Source organism: Ruminococcus sp. AF20-12LB, assembly GCF_003478985.1.
Taxonomy (GTDB): domain Bacteria; phylum Bacillota; class Clostridia; order Lachnospirales; family Lachnospiraceae; genus Blautia_A.
The window spans coordinates 147776-168820 of sequence record NZ_QUGH01000008.1; the positions used below are offsets into that span (position 1 = coordinate 147776).

General features: G+C 44.1%; 17 protein-coding genes and 1 CRISPR repeat array (1 of these 18 running past the window's edge). All 17 genes read left to right on the top strand.

Annotated elements, in window-relative coordinates; genetic code table 11:
• Positions 1–128 precede the first annotated feature (128 nt).
• The 17 genes from DWX61_RS11595 (at position 129) to cas2 (ending at position 20455) form a co-directional block, all read left to right on the top strand.
• Entirely contained in the window at positions 129–3587 is a 3459-nt protein-coding gene (locus tag DWX61_RS11595) for an NEAT domain-containing protein (RefSeq protein WP_182433988.1), read from the top strand.
• A complete protein-coding gene (locus DWX61_RS11600; protein WP_118625407.1) occupies positions 3584–4702 on the top strand; it encodes a heme-binding Shp domain-containing protein in 1119 nt (372 codons plus the stop codon). Before DWX61_RS11595 ends, DWX61_RS11600 begins: the two co-directional genes overlap by 4 nt.
• On the top strand, positions 4689–5837 hold the full coding sequence (isdE, locus tag DWX61_RS11605) for a heme ABC transporter substrate-binding protein IsdE (RefSeq protein ID WP_207664992.1): 1149 nt from the start codon (positions 4689–4691) through the stop codon (positions 5835–5837). Before DWX61_RS11600 ends, isdE begins: the two co-directional genes overlap by 14 nt.
• A 5-nt stretch (positions 5838–5842) precedes the next feature.
• Positions 5843–6850, top strand: coding sequence for a FecCD family ABC transporter permease (locus tag DWX61_RS11610; RefSeq protein WP_118625409.1), 1008 nt, complete (start codon positions 5843–5845; stop codon positions 6848–6850).
• Entirely contained in the window at positions 6840–7640 is an 801-nt protein-coding gene (locus DWX61_RS11615; RefSeq protein WP_330575512.1) for an ABC transporter ATP-binding protein, read from the top strand. The genes DWX61_RS11610 and DWX61_RS11615 overlap by 11 nt, the downstream gene beginning before the upstream one ends.
• 25 nt (positions 7641–7665) lie before the next feature.
• Positions 7666–8049, top strand: a complete 384-nt coding sequence (locus DWX61_RS11620) for a YbaN family protein (RefSeq protein WP_118625411.1) — start codon at positions 7666–7668, stop codon at positions 8047–8049.
• A gap of 7 nt (positions 8050–8056) precedes the next feature.
• The gene (locus DWX61_RS11625) at positions 8057–9793 is read left to right on the top strand and encodes an ABC transporter ATP-binding protein/permease (protein WP_118625413.1); all 1737 of its coding nucleotides are present in this window, start codon (positions 8057–8059) and stop codon (positions 9791–9793) included.
• Positions 9794–9864: 71 nt separating this feature from the next.
• Positions 9865–11652, top strand: a complete 1788-nt coding sequence (locus DWX61_RS11630) for an amino acid ABC transporter ATP-binding/permease protein (protein ID WP_118625443.1) — start codon at positions 9865–9867, stop codon at positions 11650–11652.
• A gap of 150 nt (positions 11653–11802) precedes the next feature.
• Positions 11803–13938 carry a CRISPR-associated helicase Cas3' gene (gene cas3, locus DWX61_RS11635; protein ID WP_118513780.1) on the top strand — a complete coding sequence of 712 codons (2136 nt, stop codon included), beginning with the start codon at positions 11803–11805 and terminating at the stop codon, positions 13936–13938.
• 312 nt (positions 13939–14250) lie between these two features.
• Complete coding sequence (locus DWX61_RS11640; RefSeq protein WP_118625415.1) at positions 14251–14718, top strand: DUF3990 domain-containing protein; 468 nt, start codon at positions 14251–14253, stop codon at positions 14716–14718.
• A complete protein-coding gene (locus tag DWX61_RS11645; RefSeq protein ID WP_118625417.1) occupies positions 14702–15142 on the top strand; it encodes a hypothetical protein in 441 nt (146 codons plus the stop codon). The genes DWX61_RS11640 and DWX61_RS11645 overlap by 17 nt, the downstream gene beginning before the upstream one ends.
• A gap of 16 nt (positions 15143–15158) precedes the next feature.
• Positions 15159–15821: a type I-C CRISPR-associated protein Cas5c gene (cas5c, locus tag DWX61_RS11650; protein ID WP_118513669.1), complete on the top strand. Its 663-nt coding sequence runs from the start codon at positions 15159–15161 to the stop codon at positions 15819–15821.
• Entirely contained in the window at positions 15818–17554 is a 1737-nt protein-coding gene (gene cas8c, locus DWX61_RS11655; protein WP_118513667.1) for a type I-C CRISPR-associated protein Cas8c/Csd1, read from the top strand. The genes cas5c and cas8c overlap by 4 nt, the downstream gene beginning before the upstream one ends.
• Positions 17551–18462, top strand: a complete 912-nt coding sequence (cas7c, locus tag DWX61_RS11660; protein ID WP_118513665.1) for a type I-C CRISPR-associated protein Cas7/Csd2 — start codon at positions 17551–17553, stop codon at positions 18460–18462. Before cas8c ends, cas7c begins: the two co-directional genes overlap by 4 nt.
• Positions 18462–19127 carry a CRISPR-associated protein Cas4 gene (cas4, locus tag DWX61_RS11665; RefSeq protein WP_118513663.1) on the top strand — a complete coding sequence of 222 codons (666 nt, stop codon included), beginning with the start codon at positions 18462–18464 and terminating at the stop codon, positions 19125–19127. Before cas7c ends, cas4 begins: the two co-directional genes overlap by 1 nt.
• Positions 19124–20155 (top strand): type I-C CRISPR-associated endonuclease Cas1c, encoded by a 1032-nt coding sequence (gene cas1c, locus DWX61_RS11670; protein ID WP_118513661.1) that lies wholly within the window; start codon positions 19124–19126, stop codon positions 20153–20155. The genes cas4 and cas1c overlap by 4 nt, the downstream gene beginning before the upstream one ends.
• 9 nt (positions 20156–20164) lie before the next feature.
• Complete coding sequence (cas2, locus tag DWX61_RS11675; RefSeq protein WP_118513659.1) at positions 20165–20455, top strand: CRISPR-associated endonuclease Cas2; 291 nt, start codon at positions 20165–20167, stop codon at positions 20453–20455.
• Between the two features lie 160 nt (positions 20456–20615).
• A CRISPR array of direct repeats spans positions 20616–21045; the repeat unit is 33 nt; unit sequence GTCGTTCCCCACGCGGGAACGTGGATTGAAATA (it continues 1 nt past the right edge of the window).

Here is a 21045-nt window from a genome sequence, read left to right on the forward strand (position 1 = left end):
TTAAAGGATTTTTGAGATCATCGAACCGTTCCCTGTGAGCACGGTTTGGACGATAGTATGTTGACATTAACTTTTCCTCATGATACGGTTAACAATGGCTAACAAGTGCTCATAGGAGGATGATGGGTATGAAGATAAAAAAATTTAAGCGAAGCAGTGCGTTTTTTATGGCGGCTGCACTGTGCCTGGGGAGCACATCCGGCGTTTATGCCATGGATGAGAGTGAACTTTCCAGGATCATCGAAGAGGCGAAGAACACAGATACTTCCGGGTATACACCGGAGAGCTGTGAGAGCCTTCAGGCTGCTCTTGAGGGCGCGGAGAACCTTCTTTCAAAAGAAGATGTAACAGAGGAAGAGCTTGGGGCAGGCGGAATGATGCTTCAGGCAATCCTGGAAAATGGTCTGGTGGCTCAGGCGGACAAGTCTTCTCTGGAGGCGGTCCTTTCGGAGGCGGCTGCATACACAGACGGCACACAGGATGGATATGAAGTACTGGATCAGGTACGTGCCCAGGCCCAGGCTGTGCTTGAGGATGGCAATGCCACCCAGGCAGAGACCGACGGCGCGGCATCCGCAGTGGCCCAGGCAGAAGAGAACCTTGGGGGCGGTATCGACAAGACTGTGTTAAGTGACCTGATCACCCAGGCGGAAGCGGTGGATACTTCCGGTTCAGATGACGCTTCCGTACAGCAGTTAAAGTCTGCCATTGCGTCTGCAAAGCAGGTGGCTGCAAACCCGTCTGCCACACAGAGTCTGGTGGATAAGCATATCCAGCTTCTTCAGGCGGCTGCGGAGGCACTTTATCAGAAGACGGACTCCAATACGGTTTATGACGGGGTATACCAGATCGGCGGACTGCTCCACCATGCTACCGCAGATCAGGTTTCCATGGGAAACTCAGCACTGGTAAAACCCTTTCAGCTGATAAAAAAAGGAAATGACATCCATCTGCGGATCGAATGTACGTCCCTGACTACCAAGCTTGGCAAGCAGAATTTTACCGGCTATCTGGCAAGCATGTGGTATTTTCCGGGATTTACCAGTGAAGACACCCTGCCTTATGCGGCTGCAGAGGAAGGCCAGGCTGTAGATACCGGTGAGGCGCAGAATGCGGCGGAGACAGAAGCTGAAGATCCAGAAGAGGCGCAGAGCGCAGCGACGGAAGCTGCGGAAGAGAGTTCTCAGGCACAGACAGAGGATGCAGCAGAAGACGAACTTTTTATGGACGGAGAGGAAGCTTCCGGGGACAGCGATGGTGCAGCGACTGGAGAAGAGGCTTCTGCGGCTCAGGAAGAAACACAGTCTCTGGATGAGAATGAAGCTCCGGCGGCAGAGGCTGCCACAGCAAAAGCAGTGGGTGTGGAATCCTACTATGACATTTATGATTCCTACAACGATCCGAAAAAAGGCACCGATGCCACAGTAAAAGGGAAAAAATATCCCCATTACATAACCATTCCGGTAGAGCTGAACCAGAGCATCGTATGGACCAGGATCTATGTTCCGGTCATGGAAGCCATCAATGCAGGTGGCGGAAAGCAGTATGCAAAACTGTATCTGGACTGGAATGACCTGAAACAGATCAGCGGAACGGAAACGGACAAGGCGGCCCTGAAAAAACAGATCACAAACGCTCAGAATGTCCAGAAATCCCTTAAACAGGACAGCCAGGGCTATGCCGGTGAGCAGCTTGCCATGCTTGCAGATGCCATTGCGGCAGCTCAGGCAGTTTATAAAAACATGAACATCGACCAGACCGTTGTGGACAATGAGGTAAAAGCCCTTACCATGGCGGTAAATGCGGTGACCAAGGTCAAGGTAGATTCTGATAAGAGTGAGCTTAAGAAAGCCATCGAGACCGCCGACAGTTATCTGAATGAGACGGATGTAGAGTATGAAACATCGACCCGTGAGGCGTTACAGCGGGCAAGAGATAAGGCCAGTCAGGTCTATGACAATGAGGAGGCTTCTCAGACAGAAGTCAACAAGTGTGTCACTGCCATAGACAATGCCATCCAGGGACTGATCATCCAGGGAACGGACCGCCGTGAGATCAAAAAAGCGCTGACAAAGGCGGAAACTTATCTGAAAGATACAGCCCATTATACAGCCGCAGATATGGATGTGCTCCGTTCTGTTTATGAGACGGCAAAGGCGGTTTACGGGAACAAAGAGTCCAGCCAGGAAGAAACCGATGCCCAGACCGGTATCCTGGATTATGTGATGAAAAACATGAAGAAGGCTTCCCAGACAAAGGTGGATAAGACCGGACTTCATGAGATGCTTCTCACGGCTTCCAATATGGCAGGCAGGGAAGATACCTATACGGCTGACACACTGAAGACATTAAACTCTGCGATCACTGCCGCAAAGACGGTTTATGATAACAGCAGTGCCACCCAGAGCCAGGTCAATACACAGATCAAAAAGCTTTCCAAGGCAGTCAGCGGACTGAAGAAGAAGTCTTCCGGCAGCAGTTCGAACAGCAGTAATAATAACGGTAATAACAGCAACAACAATAACAACAACAGCAATAATAACGGCAGCAACAGCAGCTTGGATGTGAAGAACCTGGCGGACGGTGTGTATTCCGTCACAGGCTCCATGGTAAAAATCGACAAAACATCCGCATCCATGTCCAACGAAGCCATCAATCACACCATAAAGCTGACGGTAAAGAAAGGAAAATATTCCATTACCATGGACTTCAAGGGTCTGACCATTAACGGACAGCTTGGATACTTAGGTACCCTGAAATATTTTAAGACCGGCTACAAGCTGGATAAATATGGCGCACCATCCGGTTCTCTTGGCAATGTAACGGTGGATTCCTATCAGAAATACACTAACGGCAAGCTGGTGACAGATAACTTCGGAACCAATTATCCGGATGTGGTCACATTCCCGCTGATTGATGAGGCAAAAAATGACGGTTATGTGCCACTGCAGGTTTTTGTTCCCATTATGGATTCCATTACCAAAGGCACCGGAACCCAGCCTGCCTTCCTGAAACTGGACTGGAGCACCCTGAAAAAGACGGACAGCAAGGATCCTGGTTTCGAAAATGATGACAACAATGGTGACGGAAGCAACAGCGGAAATAACAGCAGTAACAATGGAACGAACAGCACTGGAAACGGTTCTCTCAGCGGAAGCGGTTCCAAACTCGGCAGCAACGGTTCCTTAAGCGGTAGTACTTCCAAGTCTGGAGGAAGCTCCTTAAAGAGCAGCGGTTCCCTGAAATCTTCCGGAACCACCACCAAATCCACATCCACAAAAAAATCAGCAGGAACTACTGCGCTGAAATCCGGAAAGAGCATCGGCAGCAAATCGGATTCCAAAGATACAGGAACCACAAAGCTTACCAGCAGCGGCCTTTCCGATGCGTCAGATCAGGATCAGGAGACAACCACTTCCGGCGAAGCTTATGCAGATACTGAGACTGGTACCGGGGAGTCTTCCGGAAATATGAGAAAAGTGGCAGTTCCGGTATCCGTCAGCGCACTGGCGGCACTGGCAGGTGTTTTCTATAAGATCAAGAGCAGAGGGGGAAGCCTGAGAAAGAAGGCAGGAAAGAAGAAATGAGAGAGAAAAACTGGAAAAAAAATCTGCTGGCCTGTTTTGGAGCGGCAGTACTCTTCGTGGCGGCAACCCTGGGATTTCCGGTAACTTCCGTTCACGCGGAGTCGGGAAGTGTGTATTCCTGTACCATTAACCGGTGTTATTCCCATCCGGTGACAGGAGAGATTGAAGACTCCGGCGGTGAGGCATCCTATGCCACCGGGCAGGGTATGGTAGAAGGTGCGGTTTATGCAAGTGGTCTGATGGAAGTGACGGACTCCGGCAATTATTATCTGACGATCCGCATGAGCCTGATCGATTATACGTCCGGTCACAGTTTCAGCGTACAGAATGTAGGAGATTCCGGCTGGTCCGGCACAGGCGTCGCGGTAACCGCAAATGGTTCAGACAGCAACGGAACCACCTCCGATATCTGTATCCAGGTTCCAAGCGAGAACTGCATCGTCCGGGTCAGCATGTATGTAACCCCGATGGGAAGAGACGTTACATTTTATCTGTATCCAAGCGATTATTCCGAGGGAAACAGTGTGGGTATGAATCCTGCTTTTGTAACAGAAGAAGCAGCATCTGCCGAGGCTTCCGGAAGCGGCGAGGCAGTTGCCAACAGTACCCTGGATACGGGAAGTGCCCAGGAAGCCGGAGCCTCTGAAACAGCGGATACCCAGGAAACGGACGGAACAGAAAGTACGGATGAGGCTGCGCAGGACAATGAGGAGAAAACTCAGAATGATGCGGCGGCCACCCAGGCAGCAGCTGCACAGAGCACTGCAGAAAGCGGCTCCACAGGAAATGCGGATGCCATGAATTCCGGGAACACCGTAGCGGCAGCACAGAAACAGGCAGCGGCTTCCAAAAGCTCTGACGAGTCCGATACAGACAAGGAACTGAACAGCGCCCAGGGATTAAATCTTTCCACAGCGGAAGAGGACAGCACCACTTCCGGGGAAAAGAAATCTGACGGCGAAAGCAGCGTAAGGGTCAATACGGTCTTTGCCATTGCCCTGGCAGTGACAGGATCCGGTCTGGTCCTGATCCTGGTAACTGCACTGATCATCTGGTACTTCCGTAAGAACTGGCGCAGATGGGGCGGAGAGGATGATGACGATGATGAATATTAAATCCTGCATCAGCAGAGGAATTTTTGTCACAGTCCTGGCGGCAGCGTCCCTTCTTCTCACCGGCTGTGTGGATCAGCATCCGGAAGGCACGAAGACAACCGCACAGACAGAGACGGTGGAGTCCATGCTGGAGATTACGGACCCTGTGGAAAAACAGGCAGTGGAAGTGGCAAAAGCCAAGGTACGATCCATGGAGGGATCCCCGAAGATCGTAGCCACTTCTCCGGCAGTTGCGGATATCTGTGACAAACTGGAACTGGATCTGGCTGGGGTATGCTCCAGCAGCATTTCCACCATTCCGGAACGTTATAAGGATGCAACCACCGTGGGTACAGCCATGAGCCCGGATATGGAGATCGTGGCTTCCCTGAAACCGGACTGGATTTTAAGCCCGATCTCCCTTCAGTCAGACCTTGAACCCAAGTACGAAAACATCGGTGTGGACTGGGCATTCCTGAATCTTCGCAGTGTACAGGGAATGTACCGTTCCATTCAGGAACTGGGAGAGATTTTTGACAGGGAAGAGCAGGCAGGCACGCTGGTAAAAGAGTTTCAGGATTTCTACGAAGAATACAAAAAGAAGAACGAGGGAAAAGACCATCCCAAGGTGCTGATCCTGATGGGGCTTCCGGGCAGCTATATCATTGCTACCGAAAATTCCTACGTGGGAAGTCTTGTGGCTCTGGCAGGCGGCGAAAATGTTTATACAGATACAGATCAGGAGTTTCTTACGGTAAACACCGAAGATATGAAGACCAAAGAACCGGATATCATCCTCCGTGCGGCTCACGCACTTCCGGATCAGGTCGTGGAGATGTTTAACGAAGATTTCAAGACCAATGATATCTGGAAACATTTCGACGCGGTAAAAAATGGCAGGGTGTATGACCTGACTTATGAAAATTTCGGAATGAGCGCAACCTTCCGTTATCCGAAAGCACTGGATGAGCTGCAGCCGATCCTTTATCCGGAAAGTGACGAGGATCTGGAAAAAGCGAAAAAGAACAGTGAAAACGCTCAGAAAAATGCAGAGAAATCCAATGCGACCCAGAAATATGAAGATGCACAGAAATCCGGCACATCCGGAAAAACTGCAGCCGAAGATTCCAAAAAGACCACAGAAAAGGAGAAGTGACAAAAATGGATGAAAACAGAGAAAAAAGAAAGCGGCTCCGTGCAGTGCTCTCCTTTGTGCTCATGGCGGTGCTTCTGATGGTGCTGTTTTTTGCAGCCATCAATATCGGAAGCCTGAAGGTTTCCTTCGGAGAGCTGATGAGAGGACTTTTTGTGGAGCGTATTGACGAAGTGGCAACCATCTATGACCTTCGTTTTCCACGTATCATCATTTCCATGCTGGCTGGAGCCGCCATTGCGGTTTCCGGTGTTCTGTTCCAGGCGGTCCTTAAAAACCCACTGGCAGACCCTGGTATCATTGGTATTTCCAGCGGTGCCAGCTTTGCGGCAGTTCTGATCACAGCCTTTGCACCGGGACTGTATTTCTTTACCCCGCTGGTAGCGTTTTTTGGCGGCGTGGTCGCCTTTTTGATGGTTTACTGTCTTTCCTGGAAGGGCGGCTTAAGTCCCCTTCGTATCATCCTCACCGGTGTGGCAGTAGATGCATTGTTTACTGGACTTTCCAGTGCTTTTAACAGCATGAGCGGCGGAAATATGTCCGGCGTGGCTTCCATCGTAGAGGCCAATATCACCCAGAAAACCTGGGATGATGTGACAACACTGGTTCCTTATGTTGTAGCAGGTCTTTTCCTGGCGTGCCTGTTTATCGGAGAGTGCAACCTGATGTCTCTGGAAGATAAGACAGCGCGAAGCCTGGGACTGAACGTCAATGCCACACGAATCGTGATCTCTCTGATCGCGGTGCTTCTGGCAAGTATTTCCACAGCCATCGCAGGTGCCATCAGTTTCCTCGGACTGATCGTGCCACATATCGGAAGGATCCTGGTGGGCAGTGACCACAGGGCACTGGTTCCATTTTCCGCACTTGCGGGAGCCTTTACCTTCCTTCTGGCAGATACCATCGGAAGGACCATTGCAGCTCCCTATGAGATCAGTGCGGCAGTTGTGATGAGCGTGGTAGGTGGTCCGTTCTTTATCATTCTCTTAAGGAGGTCAAAAAAATATGGTGACTGATACACAGAATACGGAAAAAAAACGACCTGCCATGGAGGTAAAGAATGTATGCTTTTCTTATGGTAAAAACGAGATCTTAAAAGGCGCGTCCCTTAAGATAGAAAAAGGCAAGGTGACTACCATTATGGGAGCCAACGGATGCGGTAAATCTACACTTTTTTCCCTGATGACCAAAAACCTGGACCCTGCAAAGGGAAAAGTCCTTCTGGGAGGAAAAAACATCGCAAGGTTGCGTCTGAATGAATTTGCCAGAAAAGTGGCCATTGTACATCAGTACAATACGGCGGCGGATGACATCACCGTGGAGCGTCTGGTTTCTTTCGGAAGAACGCCTCATCTTGGTATGATGGGGATCCGTGGAGAAGAGGATGAGCGGTATGTGAACTGGGCCATGGAAGTGACCAATGTTTCCCAGTTTCGTGAGAGGGAATTATCCAGGCTTTCCGGCGGACAGCGCCAGCGTGTATGGATCGCCATGGCGCTTGCACAGGGAACTGAGATCCTTTTCCTGGATGAGCCGACTACATATCTGGATATCCGTTATCAGATCGAGATTCTGGAGCTTGTGCGGAAGCTGAACCGGGAATTTGGCATGACCATCGTCATGGTCCTTCATGACATCAACCAGTCGATCTATTTTTCCGACAAGATCATCGGTCTCGCCGGTGGAAAAGTCATCGTGGAAGGCGAGCCGGAAGAAGTGATCACAGAGGAAAGCATCCATGAACTTTATGGCATTGATCTGAAAGTAGCAAGAGTAGATGGACGTAAGTTCGTTTTAACTGTCTAAAGCGCATATGAGAAAGGAAAAGAAAATGAGAAATCCATTGAGAATATTCTGGATCCTGCTGGGGTTTCTTTGCCTTGGACTTGGCACCATCGGAATTGTCCTTCCGATCCTGCCTACGGTTCCCTTTTATATGGCAACGCTGTTCTGCTTCGCAAAAAGCTCGGAACGGCTCCATACCTGGTTTATAGGAACAGACCTTTATAAAAAACATCTGGACAGTTTTGTGCAGAAAAGAGCCATGACGCTTGGAACCAAATGCAAGATCATCGGCATGGTGACCGTAGTGATGGCCATCGGATTTATCTGCATGAAAAATGTGCCTGTGGGAAGAATCTGCATAGCCGTTGTGTGGGTATGCCACATTCTGTATTTCTTCCTCAGGGTAAAAACTGTGGAGCCGGAGGTGTGAGAAGCCAATGATCAAGACAAGACTGGTGGGACTTTTGTCCCATGCAAAAAAATATATCGTGTATACGATCCTGTGGCAGTGGCTTGCCCTGCTGTCCCAGGTGATCGCCGTTTTTTCCATTGCAGAGCTGCTGGAAAAAGTGATTTACGGTTCTGTTACTTCAGAAAGTGTGGAACGGACAGTTCTCACACTGATTCTGGTTGTTGTAATCCGCTTCTTCTGTGAGCGGATGGGCGCAAGGTCGTCCTATCTGGCCTGCGTGGATGTAAAGCGGATCCTCAGAGAAAAAATTTATGAAAAAATGCTGAAGCTGGGTGCTTCCTACAGAGAGCAGGTTTCCTCCTCTGAGGTGGTGCAGGTTTCCACAGAAGGTGTGGAGCAGCTGGAAACCTATTTCGGAAAATATCTCCCCCAGCTGTTTTACAGCCTGATCGCACCGGTAACACTCTTTGTGATCCTCTGCCGGGTGAGCTTAAAAGCCAGCGTGGTACTTCTGATCTGTGTGCCGTTAATTCCCATTTCCATTGTGGTGGTACAGAAGATCGCCAGGAAGCTTCTTAACAAATACTGGAGCATTTATACAGGACTTGGAGATTCCTTCCTGGAAAATCTTCAAGGTCTGACTACCCTAAAGATCTATCAGGCAGACCAGCAGAAAGCAGACGAGATGGATGCGGAGTCCCAGCGGTTCCGCCAGATCACCATGAAGGTTTTAACCATGCAGCTGAATTCCACCAGTGTGATGGATATTGTGGCTTACGGCGGTGCGGCCATTGGTATGGCGGTGGCGGTGACGGAGTTTCTACATGGGAATTTAAACCTTTCCGGAACCCTCTGCATTGTGCTTCTGTCCAGTGAGTTTTTTCTGCCGTTGCGGCTGCTTGGATCCTTTTTTCATATTGCCATGAACGGTATGGCTGCCAGTGATAAGATTTTCCGGATATTGGATATTTCAGAGCCGAAAGCCGGAGAGAAGACTCTGCCGGAGGGCGGTCTGGATATTTCTTTTCGGGATGTGCATTTTTCCTATGAGAAGGACCGTGAGATCCTTGGTGGGATCGATCTTCAGGTTCCTGCGGGAAGCTTTGTTTCCCTGGTTGGAGAGTCCGGCTGTGGTAAGAGTACCATTGCGGGAATCCTTTCCGGAAAGAACCGGGAGTTTTCCGGTGATATCCGTATCGGAGGAGTTGCCCTTGGGGACGTTCACGAAGATGACCTGATGGAACATGTGGTTCTGGTGCGCCACAACAGTTATCTCTTTAAGGGAACAGTCCGTGAAAATCTTCAGATGGCAAAAACGGATGCCACGGATCAGGAAATGCGTGAGGTCCTTAAGAAGGTCAATCTCCTTGGATTTCTGGATACCCAGAACGGGCTGGATACGGTCCTTCTGGAAAAGGCAGGAAATCTTTCAGGGGGTCAGTGCCAGCGCCTTGTGATCGCCAGGGCACTTCTTGCGGATGCCCCTGTGTACATTATGGATGAAGCCACCTCCAACATTGATGTGGAAAGTGAAGAGCTGATCATGGATGTTATTCATGAGATGGCAAAAACCAGGACTGTACTTCTGATCTCCCACAGACTTGCCAATGTGGTACAGTCCGATCAGATCTACTTCCTGAAGAACGGTGAGATCAGAGAATGCGGAAAGCATGAGGAACTGATGGCCCTGGGTGGCGATTATTGTCATCTGTATGAGAGCCAGAGTGCGCTGGAAAATTATGGGAAGGAGGGAAATGTGTGATGAGTGACAATAACGCACGTGAAATGGCTGAAACTCAGAAAAATATATACAGGCAGAAGACAGATATGGCCATGGCGGGAACAGATACAGCGAAAAAGCGAAGAAGTGCCATTGCTATCATGAGAAGTCTTATCGGGCTGGTAAAACCCCTTCTCCATATTATGCTGGCGGCTATTCTTTTAGGAACCGTGGGATACCTATGTGCCATTTTCCTGACCATCCTGGCAGGACAGGTGATCCTCCATGGCCTGGCAGGAAGTGCAGCAGGTGCCGGGATTCCTGGTATTCCGGAGGTTGTTATAAGGAGTACCTGGCTTGCCGGAACTTCTGTGAAAGGGATCATTGCCGTTATGATCCTGATTGCGGTGCTCCGTGGTATTCTTCATTATGTGGAGCAGTATTGTAACCATTTTATCGCGTTTAAACTTCTGGCGATCATCCGCCATAAGGTATTTGCGGTTTTGCGTAAGCTCTGCCCTGCGAAGCTGGAAGGTCGTGACAAAGGGAACCTGATCTCCATTATCACCACGGATATTGAACTTCTGGAAGTTTTTTATGCGCATACCATTTCCCCCATTGCTATTGCAACACTGACTTCTGTGATCATGGTAGTTTTTATCGGAAGATATCATGTGCTTGCCGGAGTTCTGGCTCTGGCCGCCTATCTGATCGTAGGTGTGGTGATTCCCCTGTGGAATGGAAAGCATGGAAGTCAGAAGGGTATGGAATTCCGTACGGAGTTTGGTGAGCTGAACAGTTTTGTGCTGGATTCTCTCCGCGGCCTTGATGAAACCATCCAGTACAATCAGGGTGAAAAGAGAAAAGGCCAGATGTCTGACCGCTCCCGGAAACTTGCAGGAATGCAGGAAGACTTAAGCCGGATGGAAGGTTCCCAGAGATCATTTACCAATCTTATGATCCTGCTTGCGTCCTTTGGAATGCTGGCGCTGACGATCCATCTTTATGGAAAAGGTGAGATCGGTTTTGACGGAATCCTGACCTGTACCATTGCCATGATGGGATCTTTTGGCCCGGTTGTGGCACTGTCCAGTCTTTCCAATAACCTGAATCAGACTCTGGCAAGTGGTGAGCGTGTGCTTTCGCTCCTGGAGGAGAAACCACTGGTGGAGGAGATTCCGGATGGAATCGAGTTTCACGCAGTTGGAAGGTTTAATGATGTGGAGAAACAAGATGAATCCGGTGATGGATTTACAGGTGCAGAAGCCTCTCATGTGACATTCGCATATGAAGATGAAACCATCCTGGACGACTACTCCCTGAAACTTGCACCGGGTAAGATCACCGGTATCCATGGAGCCAGCGGTTCCGGAAAATCCACACTTTTAAAGCTTCTGATGCGTTTTTGGGATGTAAGTGCAGGCAGCATTTTCGTAGATAGCAGAAATGTAAAAGAGATCCCGACACGCAGGCTGCGGGATCTGGAAAGCTATGTGACACAGGAAACCCACCTGTTCCACGATTCCATCGCAAACAATATCGCCATCGCAAAACCAGGCGCAACCCGTGAGGAAATCATGGAGGCCGCAAAAAAAGCTTCCATCCATGACTTCATCATGACCCTTCCAAAAGGATATGACACAGAAGTCGGAGAACTGGGAGACACACTCTCCGGCGGCGAAAAGCAGAGAATCGGTATTGCAAGAGCCTTCCTCCACGACAGCCCACTCCTTCTTCTGGACGAGCCGACATCCAATCTGGATTCCCTGAACGAAGGCATCATCCTGAAGTCCCTGAAAGAAGATAATGCCAACCGTACCGTCGTGCTGGTGTCGCACAGAACTTCTACAATGAACGTTGCAGATGTGGTGTATGAGATGGAGAATGGGAGAGTGTCGTGAAGGGATGTGATCTTTTTGCTTGACTTTGCAATTGTGTAAGTTATTATACTTATAAGAAAGTAGCTTACGAGTTAGTAAATTTATTTGCCCCGTTGGAGAAATCTGACGGGGCATTTTGCTAAGAGGGGGTTAATGGTGGGAGAGATAAGTATGAAATATATTGCACATTGTGATGAAGGACGCGAACAGAGTATATTAGATCATTTGCAGGGAACAGCAGAAAAAGCAAGAGATTTTGCTGAAGTTTTCGGAAAAGGTGACTGGGGATATTGCTGTGGAATGTTACATGATATTGGAAAATACAGTGATAAATTTCAACGAAGAATCCATGGAGAAGAAATAAAGGTGGATCATGCGACAGCAGGAGCGAGAGTTTGTCTGGAACTTGGAGGAATGTATCCGTTTCTAGAGATGTGTATTGCCGGACATCATGCAGGGCTGTCTGATTATGGAACCAGTATGGATGCAGGAAATTCACCTACGACACTTGGAAGAAGAAAGAAGAAAATAGAAGATTTTCAGGCATACAAAAGCGAAGTGCAGATTCCGGAGTTGAAAACACCACCGGTTGATGTAGGGAAAATGGTGGATGTAAATTTTTCATTAAGCATGTTTACAAGAATGTTGTATTCCTGCCTTGTTGATGCAGATTTTCTTGATACAGAAGAATTCATGACAGAGGGAAAGTCAGGACGGCAGCAGGGGCAAAAGATGTCGGTGCTCTTGGATAAACTGGAAAAATACATAGCAGAATGGCTGGAAAATACAGAAAAAGAAAGTGTGAATGGTAGAAGAACAGAGATTTTGAAAGCCTGTCTTGAAAAAGGAGAGAAAGAAAAAGGACTTTTTCGGTTAACGGTTCCTACAGGTGGAGGAAAAACCGTTGCATCGCTTGCGTTTGCATTGAGACATGCGGTAAAACACCATATGGATCGTATTATTTATGTAATTCCGTATACCAGTATTATTGAACAGAATGCAGATGTTTTTCGGAAGATACTGGGAGATGAAAATGTTCTGGAAAATCATTGTAATGTGGATTATGAAGGTTCGGAAGAGTTAAGAGCAATGCAGCTTGCAGCAGAAAACTGGGATAGGCCAGTAGTGGTCACAACGAATGTACAGTTTTTTGAATCTTTATTCTCAAATAAATCCTCCAAATGCAGAAAATTACATAATATAGCAAACAGCGTGATCATATTTGATGAAGCACAGATGCTTCCCAATGATTATTTAAAGCCTTGTCTGGCGGCAATAGAAGAACTGATACTAAATTATAAAGTAAGTGCAGTATTGTGCACCGCTACACAGCCGGCGTTGGAGCCTTTTTTTAAAGATATAAAGCATATTACTGAACTTTGTCCGAGAACAGAGGAACAGTTTGAATTTTTTCAAAGAGTTCAGTTTGAAAATGCCGGGAAGTTATCAGAAAAAATATTGAAAGAACGTTTGGTAAAAGAAAAACAGGCATTATGTATTGTCAATACCAAAAAGAAAGCACAGGAAATTTATAATGCGATCAAAGGTGAAGGCGTTTATCATTTGTCTACAAGCATGTATCCAAAACACAGAAAACGTATGCTAAAGCAGATAAAAGAAAGACTGAATGAAGGGAAAAAATGTATTGTGATCTCAACAAGTCTGGTGGAAGCAGGAGTAAATCTTGATTTCTGTACGGTATACAGGCAGATTGCAGGGATAGATTCAATTATTCAGGCGGCAGGAAGATGCAATCGAGAGGGAAAGCGTACAATAGAAGAAAGTAAAGTGGTGATTTTCCAGTTTGATGATACAGAAAAAGTTCCGGGACAGAGACAGCAGATAGATGTTTCGAAAGCATTGCTTACAGATGAATGTAAGAGTGAAGATCTGCAGACAGTGACAAGATACTTTGAAATGCTTTATCATATGCGGGGAGAAAGCTTGGATAAGAAGAAAATCTGTGAAGAACTTAATGGGGGATGGCATAATTTTGCTACAGTAGGAAGAGAGTTTAAATTAATAGAGGAAAATACGGTAACAATTTTTGTGAATCAGGAAGAAGAGGCGAAACAGATATTACAGGACCTGAAAAATAAAGGATTTACAAAATCGAGAATGAGGCGGGCGGCACAATACTGTGTGAATTTATATGTACAGAAATTTGAAAAATATAATGATGCAGGCATGTTGAGACCGGTCTCGGAGGATATGCAGGATTTTTATGAACTTATAGATTTGGATCAATATTCTGAAGAGACAGGATTGAATCTTGAGATTGACTATGGTATGGGAATTTTTAGTTAAAAACAGTTGTGAAATAGAACCGGGGGATTAAAGCTTTTTGCTTTAATCTCCCGGTTCTACGTACTACTGACTGTTATACTTAAAGTTATTATTTCAATCCACAGGCGTTATTTCAATCCAGTGGTTTGGAAAGAATTCCTGACATAAGATAAATATAATATATACATATAAAAATTTCAATAAATTTAAATATAAAATCTTAGTGATAAGTATTGTTTATTTGAGAAGAGTGTAGTATATTTAGAATAACAGAAAAATATAAAAGATAATTTGTTCGAAATAGAATAAATTTGCAGAAAAAAGGAGCTGTATATGACCTTATATCATGGAAGCAAAGAAATCGTAGAGTATCCGGAGATTAGGAAAGCCAGATTTAACAAAGATTTTTATTTTGGTTTCTATTGCACAAATATTGAAAAACAGGCAGAACGGTGGGCAACAAGATATGGTGACAAAGGATATATCAATAAGTACGAGTATACAGAAAATACAGAATTGAAAATTCTTAAATTTGAAAAAATGACAGAAAAATGGCTGGATTTTATTATCTCCTGTCGGAATGGACAATCTCATCAATATGATATTGTGGAAGGCCCAATGGCAGATGATACGATTTATAACTATTTGCAAAATTATCTGGATGGCAAGATTTCAAGAGCGGCTTTCTGGGAACTGGTAAAATTTAAATATCCAACACATCAGATCAGTTTTCATACAATCTCTGCACTGGATACTTTGAAATTTATAGGAAGTGAGGTTGTGTATGGCAAGGAAAAATAATAACAATCTGTTTTTTACATGTAGTTTGATTGAATATATAGGACGAATGCGAAAACAGTGTCGATGTGAAATTGTAGATTATCTTGGCAGGAAAAATATAAAGAGAATATATAACTATGCGGATGTGTTTCATTGTGAACCAATAGAAAAAGTTGCTACGGAGTTTATAGAGCAATGTAAGATCCCAGAAGGAAAATTTGACAATATATCAATGTGCAAATACACGGTTCCGGATTACTGGGACATTGGAGAAGTATATGAAAGATTAATAGAAGATATCTATCAAGATACAGAAATCGAAAAAGGAATCTGGGAAATTTATCATTCCTGGATCGATGCACATATTTCAGACTACAATACAGATTTTTATTATCAGTCGAGAGAATATATAGCGGAATGCTATAAAGCAGGAGAAATATTATAGAAAAGAGGAAACGCTTATGGGGATGGGAGTAAAAGTCAGAGTCTGGGGAGATTATGCATTGTTTTCCAGACCGGAGATGAAAGTAGAGAGGTGCTCTTATGATGTGATAACACCATCGGCAGCCCGGGGGATTTTGGAAGCAATTTACTGGCATCCCGGTATGAAGTGGTGTATAGACAAAATTTATGTAAAAAAACCAATTAAATTTACCAGTGTAAGAAGAAATGAAGTGAAGAGTAAAATATCTCGAAACAAGATGCTTGAAGCTTATAATGGAAGTAAGAAACCTTTATATTGTAGTAGTAAAGAGGAAATCGTGCAGAGAGCATCATTATTGTTGAGTGATGTAGAGTATGTTATTGAAGCCCATTTTGAAATGACCGAAAAAGCAAATGTAACTGACAATCCGGGGAAGTTTAAGGATATCATTATGAGGAGACTGACGAGAGGTCAATGTTATCATATGCCGTATTTGGGATGTCGGGAATTTCCTGCAAATTTTGAATTGTGCAAGGAAGAAGAAATCCATACAGCCTATGATGATGTGGAAGAAAAAGATTTTGGATTTATGCTGTATGACATTGATTATTCGGATGAAGAAAACCTTAGTCCCATGTTTTTTCGGGCAATTATGAAACAGGGCGTGATAGATGTGCGAAACTGCGAGGTGGTTCGATGATACTGCAGGCATTGGTAAAATACTATGAAAATCTGGAAAAACAAGGAAAATTGCCCAGGCAAGGATGGTGTCAGGCGAAAGTTTCTTATGGGATTAATTTATCCATAGATGGAAATATAAAAAATATCATATGGTTGAAAGATCAGGTTCAGGCAGGAAAAAAGCAGATTTGGATTTCCAAAACAATGACAGTTCCGACAATGCTTACGCGGTCTTCCGGAGTCGCTGCGAATTTTCTATGTGACAATTCGAAATATCTTCTTGGAATTGATAAGAACGGTACAGGAAAAAGAATTACAGAGTGTTTTGAAGCGGCAAAAGAAAAGCATATTAAATTATTGGAAAATACTTCCGGGGAAATGTCACGGGCCATATGTGCGTTCTTTCATAAATGGAATCCGGAAGAAGCAAAAGAGAATACAGCTGTTTTAGAAAATTGGGAAGAGATTACAGATGGTGGAAATCTTATATTCTGTATGAATGAAAAATATGCTCAGGATGACGATGAAATAGAAAGACTATGGGATGCCAGCAGTAACCAATCGGAAACAGATATGGATGGAATCTGTCTGGTAACAGGAAAAAAAACAGAGATTTCAAGAATTCACAGGAACATAAAAGGAGTTCCGGGAGCACAATCCAGTGGTGCAGCTTTGGTTTCTTTTAATGCACCATCATTTGAATCTTATGGAAAAGAACAGAGCTATAATGCACCTGTTGGAAAGTATGCGGAGTTTGCTTATACAAGTGCATTAAATTATTTGCTGGCACAAAGAAAATATACATTTTCACTGGGAGATTCTATCATTGTGTACTGGGCAGAGGAGGCAAAAAAAGAATATCAGGATGTACTTCTGGCATTGTTAAATCCGATAAAAGATAATCAAAATGAGGTGCATACATTTTTTGAAAAACTCAGAAAAGATGAACAGATCATAATTGATGACATTGAATTAAATCCATCTCAGAAGTTTTATATTTTATGTCTGGCACCAAATGCTGCCAGATTATCCGTAAGATTTTTTTACCAGAATTCATTTGGAAATATCATAAAGAATCTGGAATGCCATTATGAACGAATGAAGATGGTAAAACCCAAACGGGAAGAACGTGAATATATTGGAATAGAGGACATGCTGAAAGAAACTGTAAATCTGAATTCTCGAGATAAAAAACCGATTTCCAATATGGCTGCTATGGTGTTTTCTTCTGTCTTACAAAATACAAGGTATCCGGCAAGTCTGTATACAGATACATTGATAAGAATACGAGCTGAGCAGGGGCGGATAACCTGGGGACGAGCTTCCATTCTTAAAGCTTTTTTAATGAAAAATTATAAAAATATGGAAGGAGAAATTTACATGGGTTTAAATGAAGAATCTAATGACGTGGCGTATGTACTGGGAAGGGTATTTGCTGTTTTGGAGTCAATTCAGACGGATGCAAATCCGGAAATAAAATCAACGATTCGGGATCGCTACTTTAATTCAGCATGTGCAACACCGGCATCGGTATTTCCGGTATTGTTTAAGTTGAAGAATAGTCATATAAAAAAAATAGAAAGAGATAAGGGGTATTTGAAAAGGAAATATGAAGATCTTTTGGGCGAATTGGTGAGTAAGCTGGAATCCTATCCAAAACGTTTGTCATTGGAGGAACAAGGGAAATTTATTTTAGGGTATTACCACCAGAAACAGGAAGGTATTTGGGAAAACGGGAGGGAAAATAGATGAGCGAAGTTATTAAAAACAGATACGAGTTTGTAGTTTTATTTGATGTAGAAAATGGAAATCCAAACGGAGACCCGGATGCAGGAAATATGCCAAGAATAGATCCGGAAAGCGGCTTAGGACTTGTTACGGATGTCTGCCTGAAAAGAAAAATAAGAAATTATGTGGAAACAGTAAAAGAGGATGCACAGGGTTACAAAATTTATATTAAAGAAGATGTTCCGTTGAATCGAAGTGACAGAACTGCATGTGAAAATATTGGAATCAAAGAAGCAGATGATAAGAAAGTAACGGAAGCATTAAAAAAACTGAAAAAAAATGATCCGGATGTGGATTCAAAATTGCGGGATTACATGTGTGAAAATTATTATGATATCAGAACTTTCGGCGCGGTAATGACTACTTTTGTAAAAGCTTCTTTGAACTGTGGACAGGTGAGAGGACCGGTTCAGATCGGATTTGCGAGAAGTATCGATCCGGTGATCAGTCAGGAAGTTACAATTACCCGTGTGGCAATCACAACAGAAAAAGATGCCGAAAATAAAAGTACCGAAATGGGAAGAAAGAGTATTGTGCCATATGCATTGTATCGCGCAGAGGGCTTTATATCTGCAAATCTTGCACGAAAAACAACAGGATTTACAGAAGAAGATCTGGAACTTCTGTGGGATGCGATCATAAATATGTTTGAAAATGACCATTCAGCAGCCCGTGGAAAAATGTCAGTACGTGAACTGATCGTGTTTAAGCACAGTAAAGAATTGGGAGATTGTCCGGCATATAAATTGTTTGATGCAGTTGAAGTAGCACGAAAAGAAAATGTAGAATATCCGAGAAGATATCAGGATTATACAGTTGAAATTCATAATGATAAAATACCGGAATCTGTTGAAGTAAAAAGGATGATTTGATGGAGTATACAGAAGATGATTATTTGATGATATCAGGTATACAGCATTTTAAATTTTGCAGAAGACAGTGGGCATTGATCCATGTTGAGCAGCAGTGGGCAGAAAATGTTCATACAGCTGTTGGAAAACTGATGCACCAGAAGGTACATGATCCATATTTGACGGAAAAAAGAAAAGATACTATTTTGGTAAGAGCTTTGCCGGTTTCTTCAAGAATTATGGGAGTGAGTGGAGAATGTGATCTTGTGGAATTTCATAAATGTGAAGATGGAATACGGCTTCATGGACATAGAGGAATGTATTCTGTTTATCCGGTAGAATATAAAAAAGGAAAGTCTAAATCAACAGATGCGGATAGATTGCAGCTTGTAGCGCAGGCTTTATGCCTGGAAGAAATGCTTTCTACAGTAGTACCGGTAGGAGCGCTTTTCTATGGGGAAACAAGACGCAGAGAAGTGGTGGAAATTACAGATGATTTGAGGAATGAAGTCAGGGATATGTTTGAAGAAATGCATCAGTATTATAACAGAGGTTATACGCCAAAGGTAAAAACAGGCAAAATGTGTAGCTCTTGTTCTTTAAAGGAACTTTGTCTTCCAAAATTAAATAAGCCAGCCTCTGTAAAGAGCTATATAGTCCGGATGTTGGAGGAGGGGGAGACATGAAAAAACTTTTGAATACATTGTATGTAACTTCTGAGAACAGTTATCTGGGACTGGATGGAGAAAATATTGTTGTTTTTGAAGACAACAAAGAAAAAGGAAGACTTCCGTTACATAATTTGGAGGGAATCGTTTCTTTTGGATACCGTGGTGTCAGTCCGGCACTTATGGGAGCTTGTGCAGAAAGAAACATTTCGCTTTGTTTTATGACACCGCAGGGAAAATTTCTTGCTCGAGTAAATGGAAAGACAAGAGGAAATGTGCTTCTGAGGGAACAGCAGTATGCAAGTTGTTTGGATTCTGCAATCAGCCTGGAAATTGCAAAAAACTGTATACTTGGAAAGGTATATAATGCAAGATGGGTATTGGAACGTTGTGCCAGAGATCATGGTATGCAGGTAGAGGTGGAGAAAATAAAAACTGCATCAGAAAAGTTAAAATATACGTTGGAATTGATTCAAATATGCGAATCGAAGGCACAATTAAGAGGATTTGAAGGAGAAGCGGCCAGTGTTTATTTTGGAGTTTTTGATGAAATGATCTTGCAGCAGAAAAAGGATTTTTCATTTCAGGGAAGAAATAAAAGACCGCCATTAGATAATATGAACGCAATGTTGTCTTTTGTATATACGCTGCTGACGAATACAATTGCTTCTTCTCTGGAGTGTGTAGGTTTGGATCCTTATGTTGGATATCTTCATACAGAAAGACCGGGAAGAGTTTCACTGGCTTTGGATCTGATAGAGGAATTAAGAGCTGTACTGGCAGATCGTTTTGTACTGTCACTTGTTAACAAAAAGATCGTAAGTGGAAAAAATTTTACTAAAAAAGAAAACGGAGCTGTTCTGATGGATGATGAGATTCGAAAAAAACTGTTGGTAGAATGGCAGAAGAAAAAGAAAGAAACGATTACTCATCCATTTCTGAAAGAAAAAGTAGAATGGGGAATGGTTCCTTATGTACAGGCCATGCTGCTGGCAAGATATCTGAGAGGAGATTTGGATAGCTATCCGGTATTTTTATGGAAATGAGGTGACAAAATGCTAGTATTGATTACCTATGATGTAAATACGGAGACAGCTGCAGGAAGGACACGTTTGCGTAAGGTAGCGAAGCAATGTACAAATTACGGAAGAAGGGTACAAAATTCTGTGTTCGAATGTATTTTGGACAGTGCGCAATGTGTTACTTTGAAGGCGATTTTGTCGGATATCATTGACAAAAATAAAGATAGCTTACGTTTTTATTACCTCGGAAATAATTATCAAACTAAAATAGAACATGTAGGGATAGAACATGGAATTCCAGTAGATCAACCTTTAATTATGTAAGTGCGAATCAGAAGTACACATAAAATATCGGTAGGATTCGCACTACAAATATCAGAAAAGTAAAACGAATAACACCAAAGAAAAGAGAGAAGGGATAATAAAAAGTAGAAAAATTATATTTATTGCATAAAAAAGCAAAGAATATTTGTGAAAATTTGCTGTCGTTCCCCACGCGGGAACGTGGATTGAAATGTCAAACGGAGTACAACAATATCTCCCTCTGTGTGTCGTTCCCCACGCGGGAACGTGGATTGAAATATTTATAATTCGGATTCATGGAACTTCTGGAAGGTCGTTCCCCACGCGGGAACGTGGATTGAAATAGACGATACATAACCTGAATTGTTCTAAAAAATAGTCGTTCCCCACGCGGGAACGCGGATTGAAATCACTCTTTGCATTTCGGCGTACCAAATGGAAGTTGTCGTTCCCCATGCGGGAACGCGGATTGAAATAACGATAAAGATGAATTTTCCGAAGATCCGGCAGCTCGTCGTTCCCCACGCGGGAACGCGGATTGAAATAACTATGCAACATACAGCCAGAGCCTCTCCCGTAGTCGTTCCCCACGCGGGAATGTGAATTGAAAT

Bases quoted from the DNA above. Each gene is read 5' to 3' on its own strand.
- cas4 (WP_118513663.1), top strand. From the start codon at position 18,462: ATGGAGTATACAGAAGATGATTATTTGATGATATCAGGTATACAGCAT.
- DWX61_RS11645 (WP_118625417.1), top strand. From the start codon at position 14,702: ATGGCAAGGAAAAATAATAACAATCTGTTTTTTACATGTAGTTTGATT.
- cas3 (WP_118513780.1), top strand. From the start codon at position 11,803: ATGAAATATATTGCACATTGTGATGAAGGACGCGAACAGAGTATATTA.
- cas8c (WP_118513667.1), top strand. From the start codon at position 15,818: ATGATACTGCAGGCATTGGTAAAATACTATGAAAATCTGGAAAAACAA.
- cas2 (WP_118513659.1), top strand. From the start codon at position 20,165: ATGCTAGTATTGATTACCTATGATGTAAATACGGAGACAGCTGCAGGA.
- isdE (WP_207664992.1), top strand. From the start codon at position 4,689: ATGATGAATATTAAATCCTGCATCAGCAGAGGAATTTTTGTCACAGTC.
- DWX61_RS11630 (WP_118625443.1), top strand. From the start codon at position 9,865: ATGGCGGGAACAGATACAGCGAAAAAGCGAAGAAGTGCCATTGCTATC.
- DWX61_RS11600 (WP_118625407.1), top strand. From the start codon at position 3,584: ATGAGAGAGAAAAACTGGAAAAAAAATCTGCTGGCCTGTTTTGGAGCG.
- DWX61_RS11595 (WP_182433988.1), top strand. From the start codon at position 129: ATGAAGATAAAAAAATTTAAGCGAAGCAGTGCGTTTTTTATGGCGGCT.
- DWX61_RS11625 (WP_118625413.1), top strand. From the start codon at position 8,057: ATGATCAAGACAAGACTGGTGGGACTTTTGTCCCATGCAAAAAAATAT.
- DWX61_RS11620 (WP_118625411.1), top strand. From the start codon at position 7,666: ATGAGAAATCCATTGAGAATATTCTGGATCCTGCTGGGGTTTCTTTGC.
- DWX61_RS11610 (WP_118625409.1), top strand. From the start codon at position 5,843: ATGGATGAAAACAGAGAAAAAAGAAAGCGGCTCCGTGCAGTGCTCTCC.
- cas1c (WP_118513661.1), top strand. From the start codon at position 19,124: ATGAAAAAACTTTTGAATACATTGTATGTAACTTCTGAGAACAGTTAT.
- DWX61_RS11615 (WP_330575512.1), top strand. From the start codon at position 6,840: ATGGTGACTGATACACAGAATACGGAAAAAAAACGACCTGCCATGGAG.
- cas7c (WP_118513665.1), top strand. From the start codon at position 17,551: ATGAGCGAAGTTATTAAAAACAGATACGAGTTTGTAGTTTTATTTGAT.
- DWX61_RS11640 (WP_118625415.1), top strand. From the start codon at position 14,251: ATGACCTTATATCATGGAAGCAAAGAAATCGTAGAGTATCCGGAGATT.
- cas5c (WP_118513669.1), top strand. From the start codon at position 15,159: ATGGGGATGGGAGTAAAAGTCAGAGTCTGGGGAGATTATGCATTGTTT.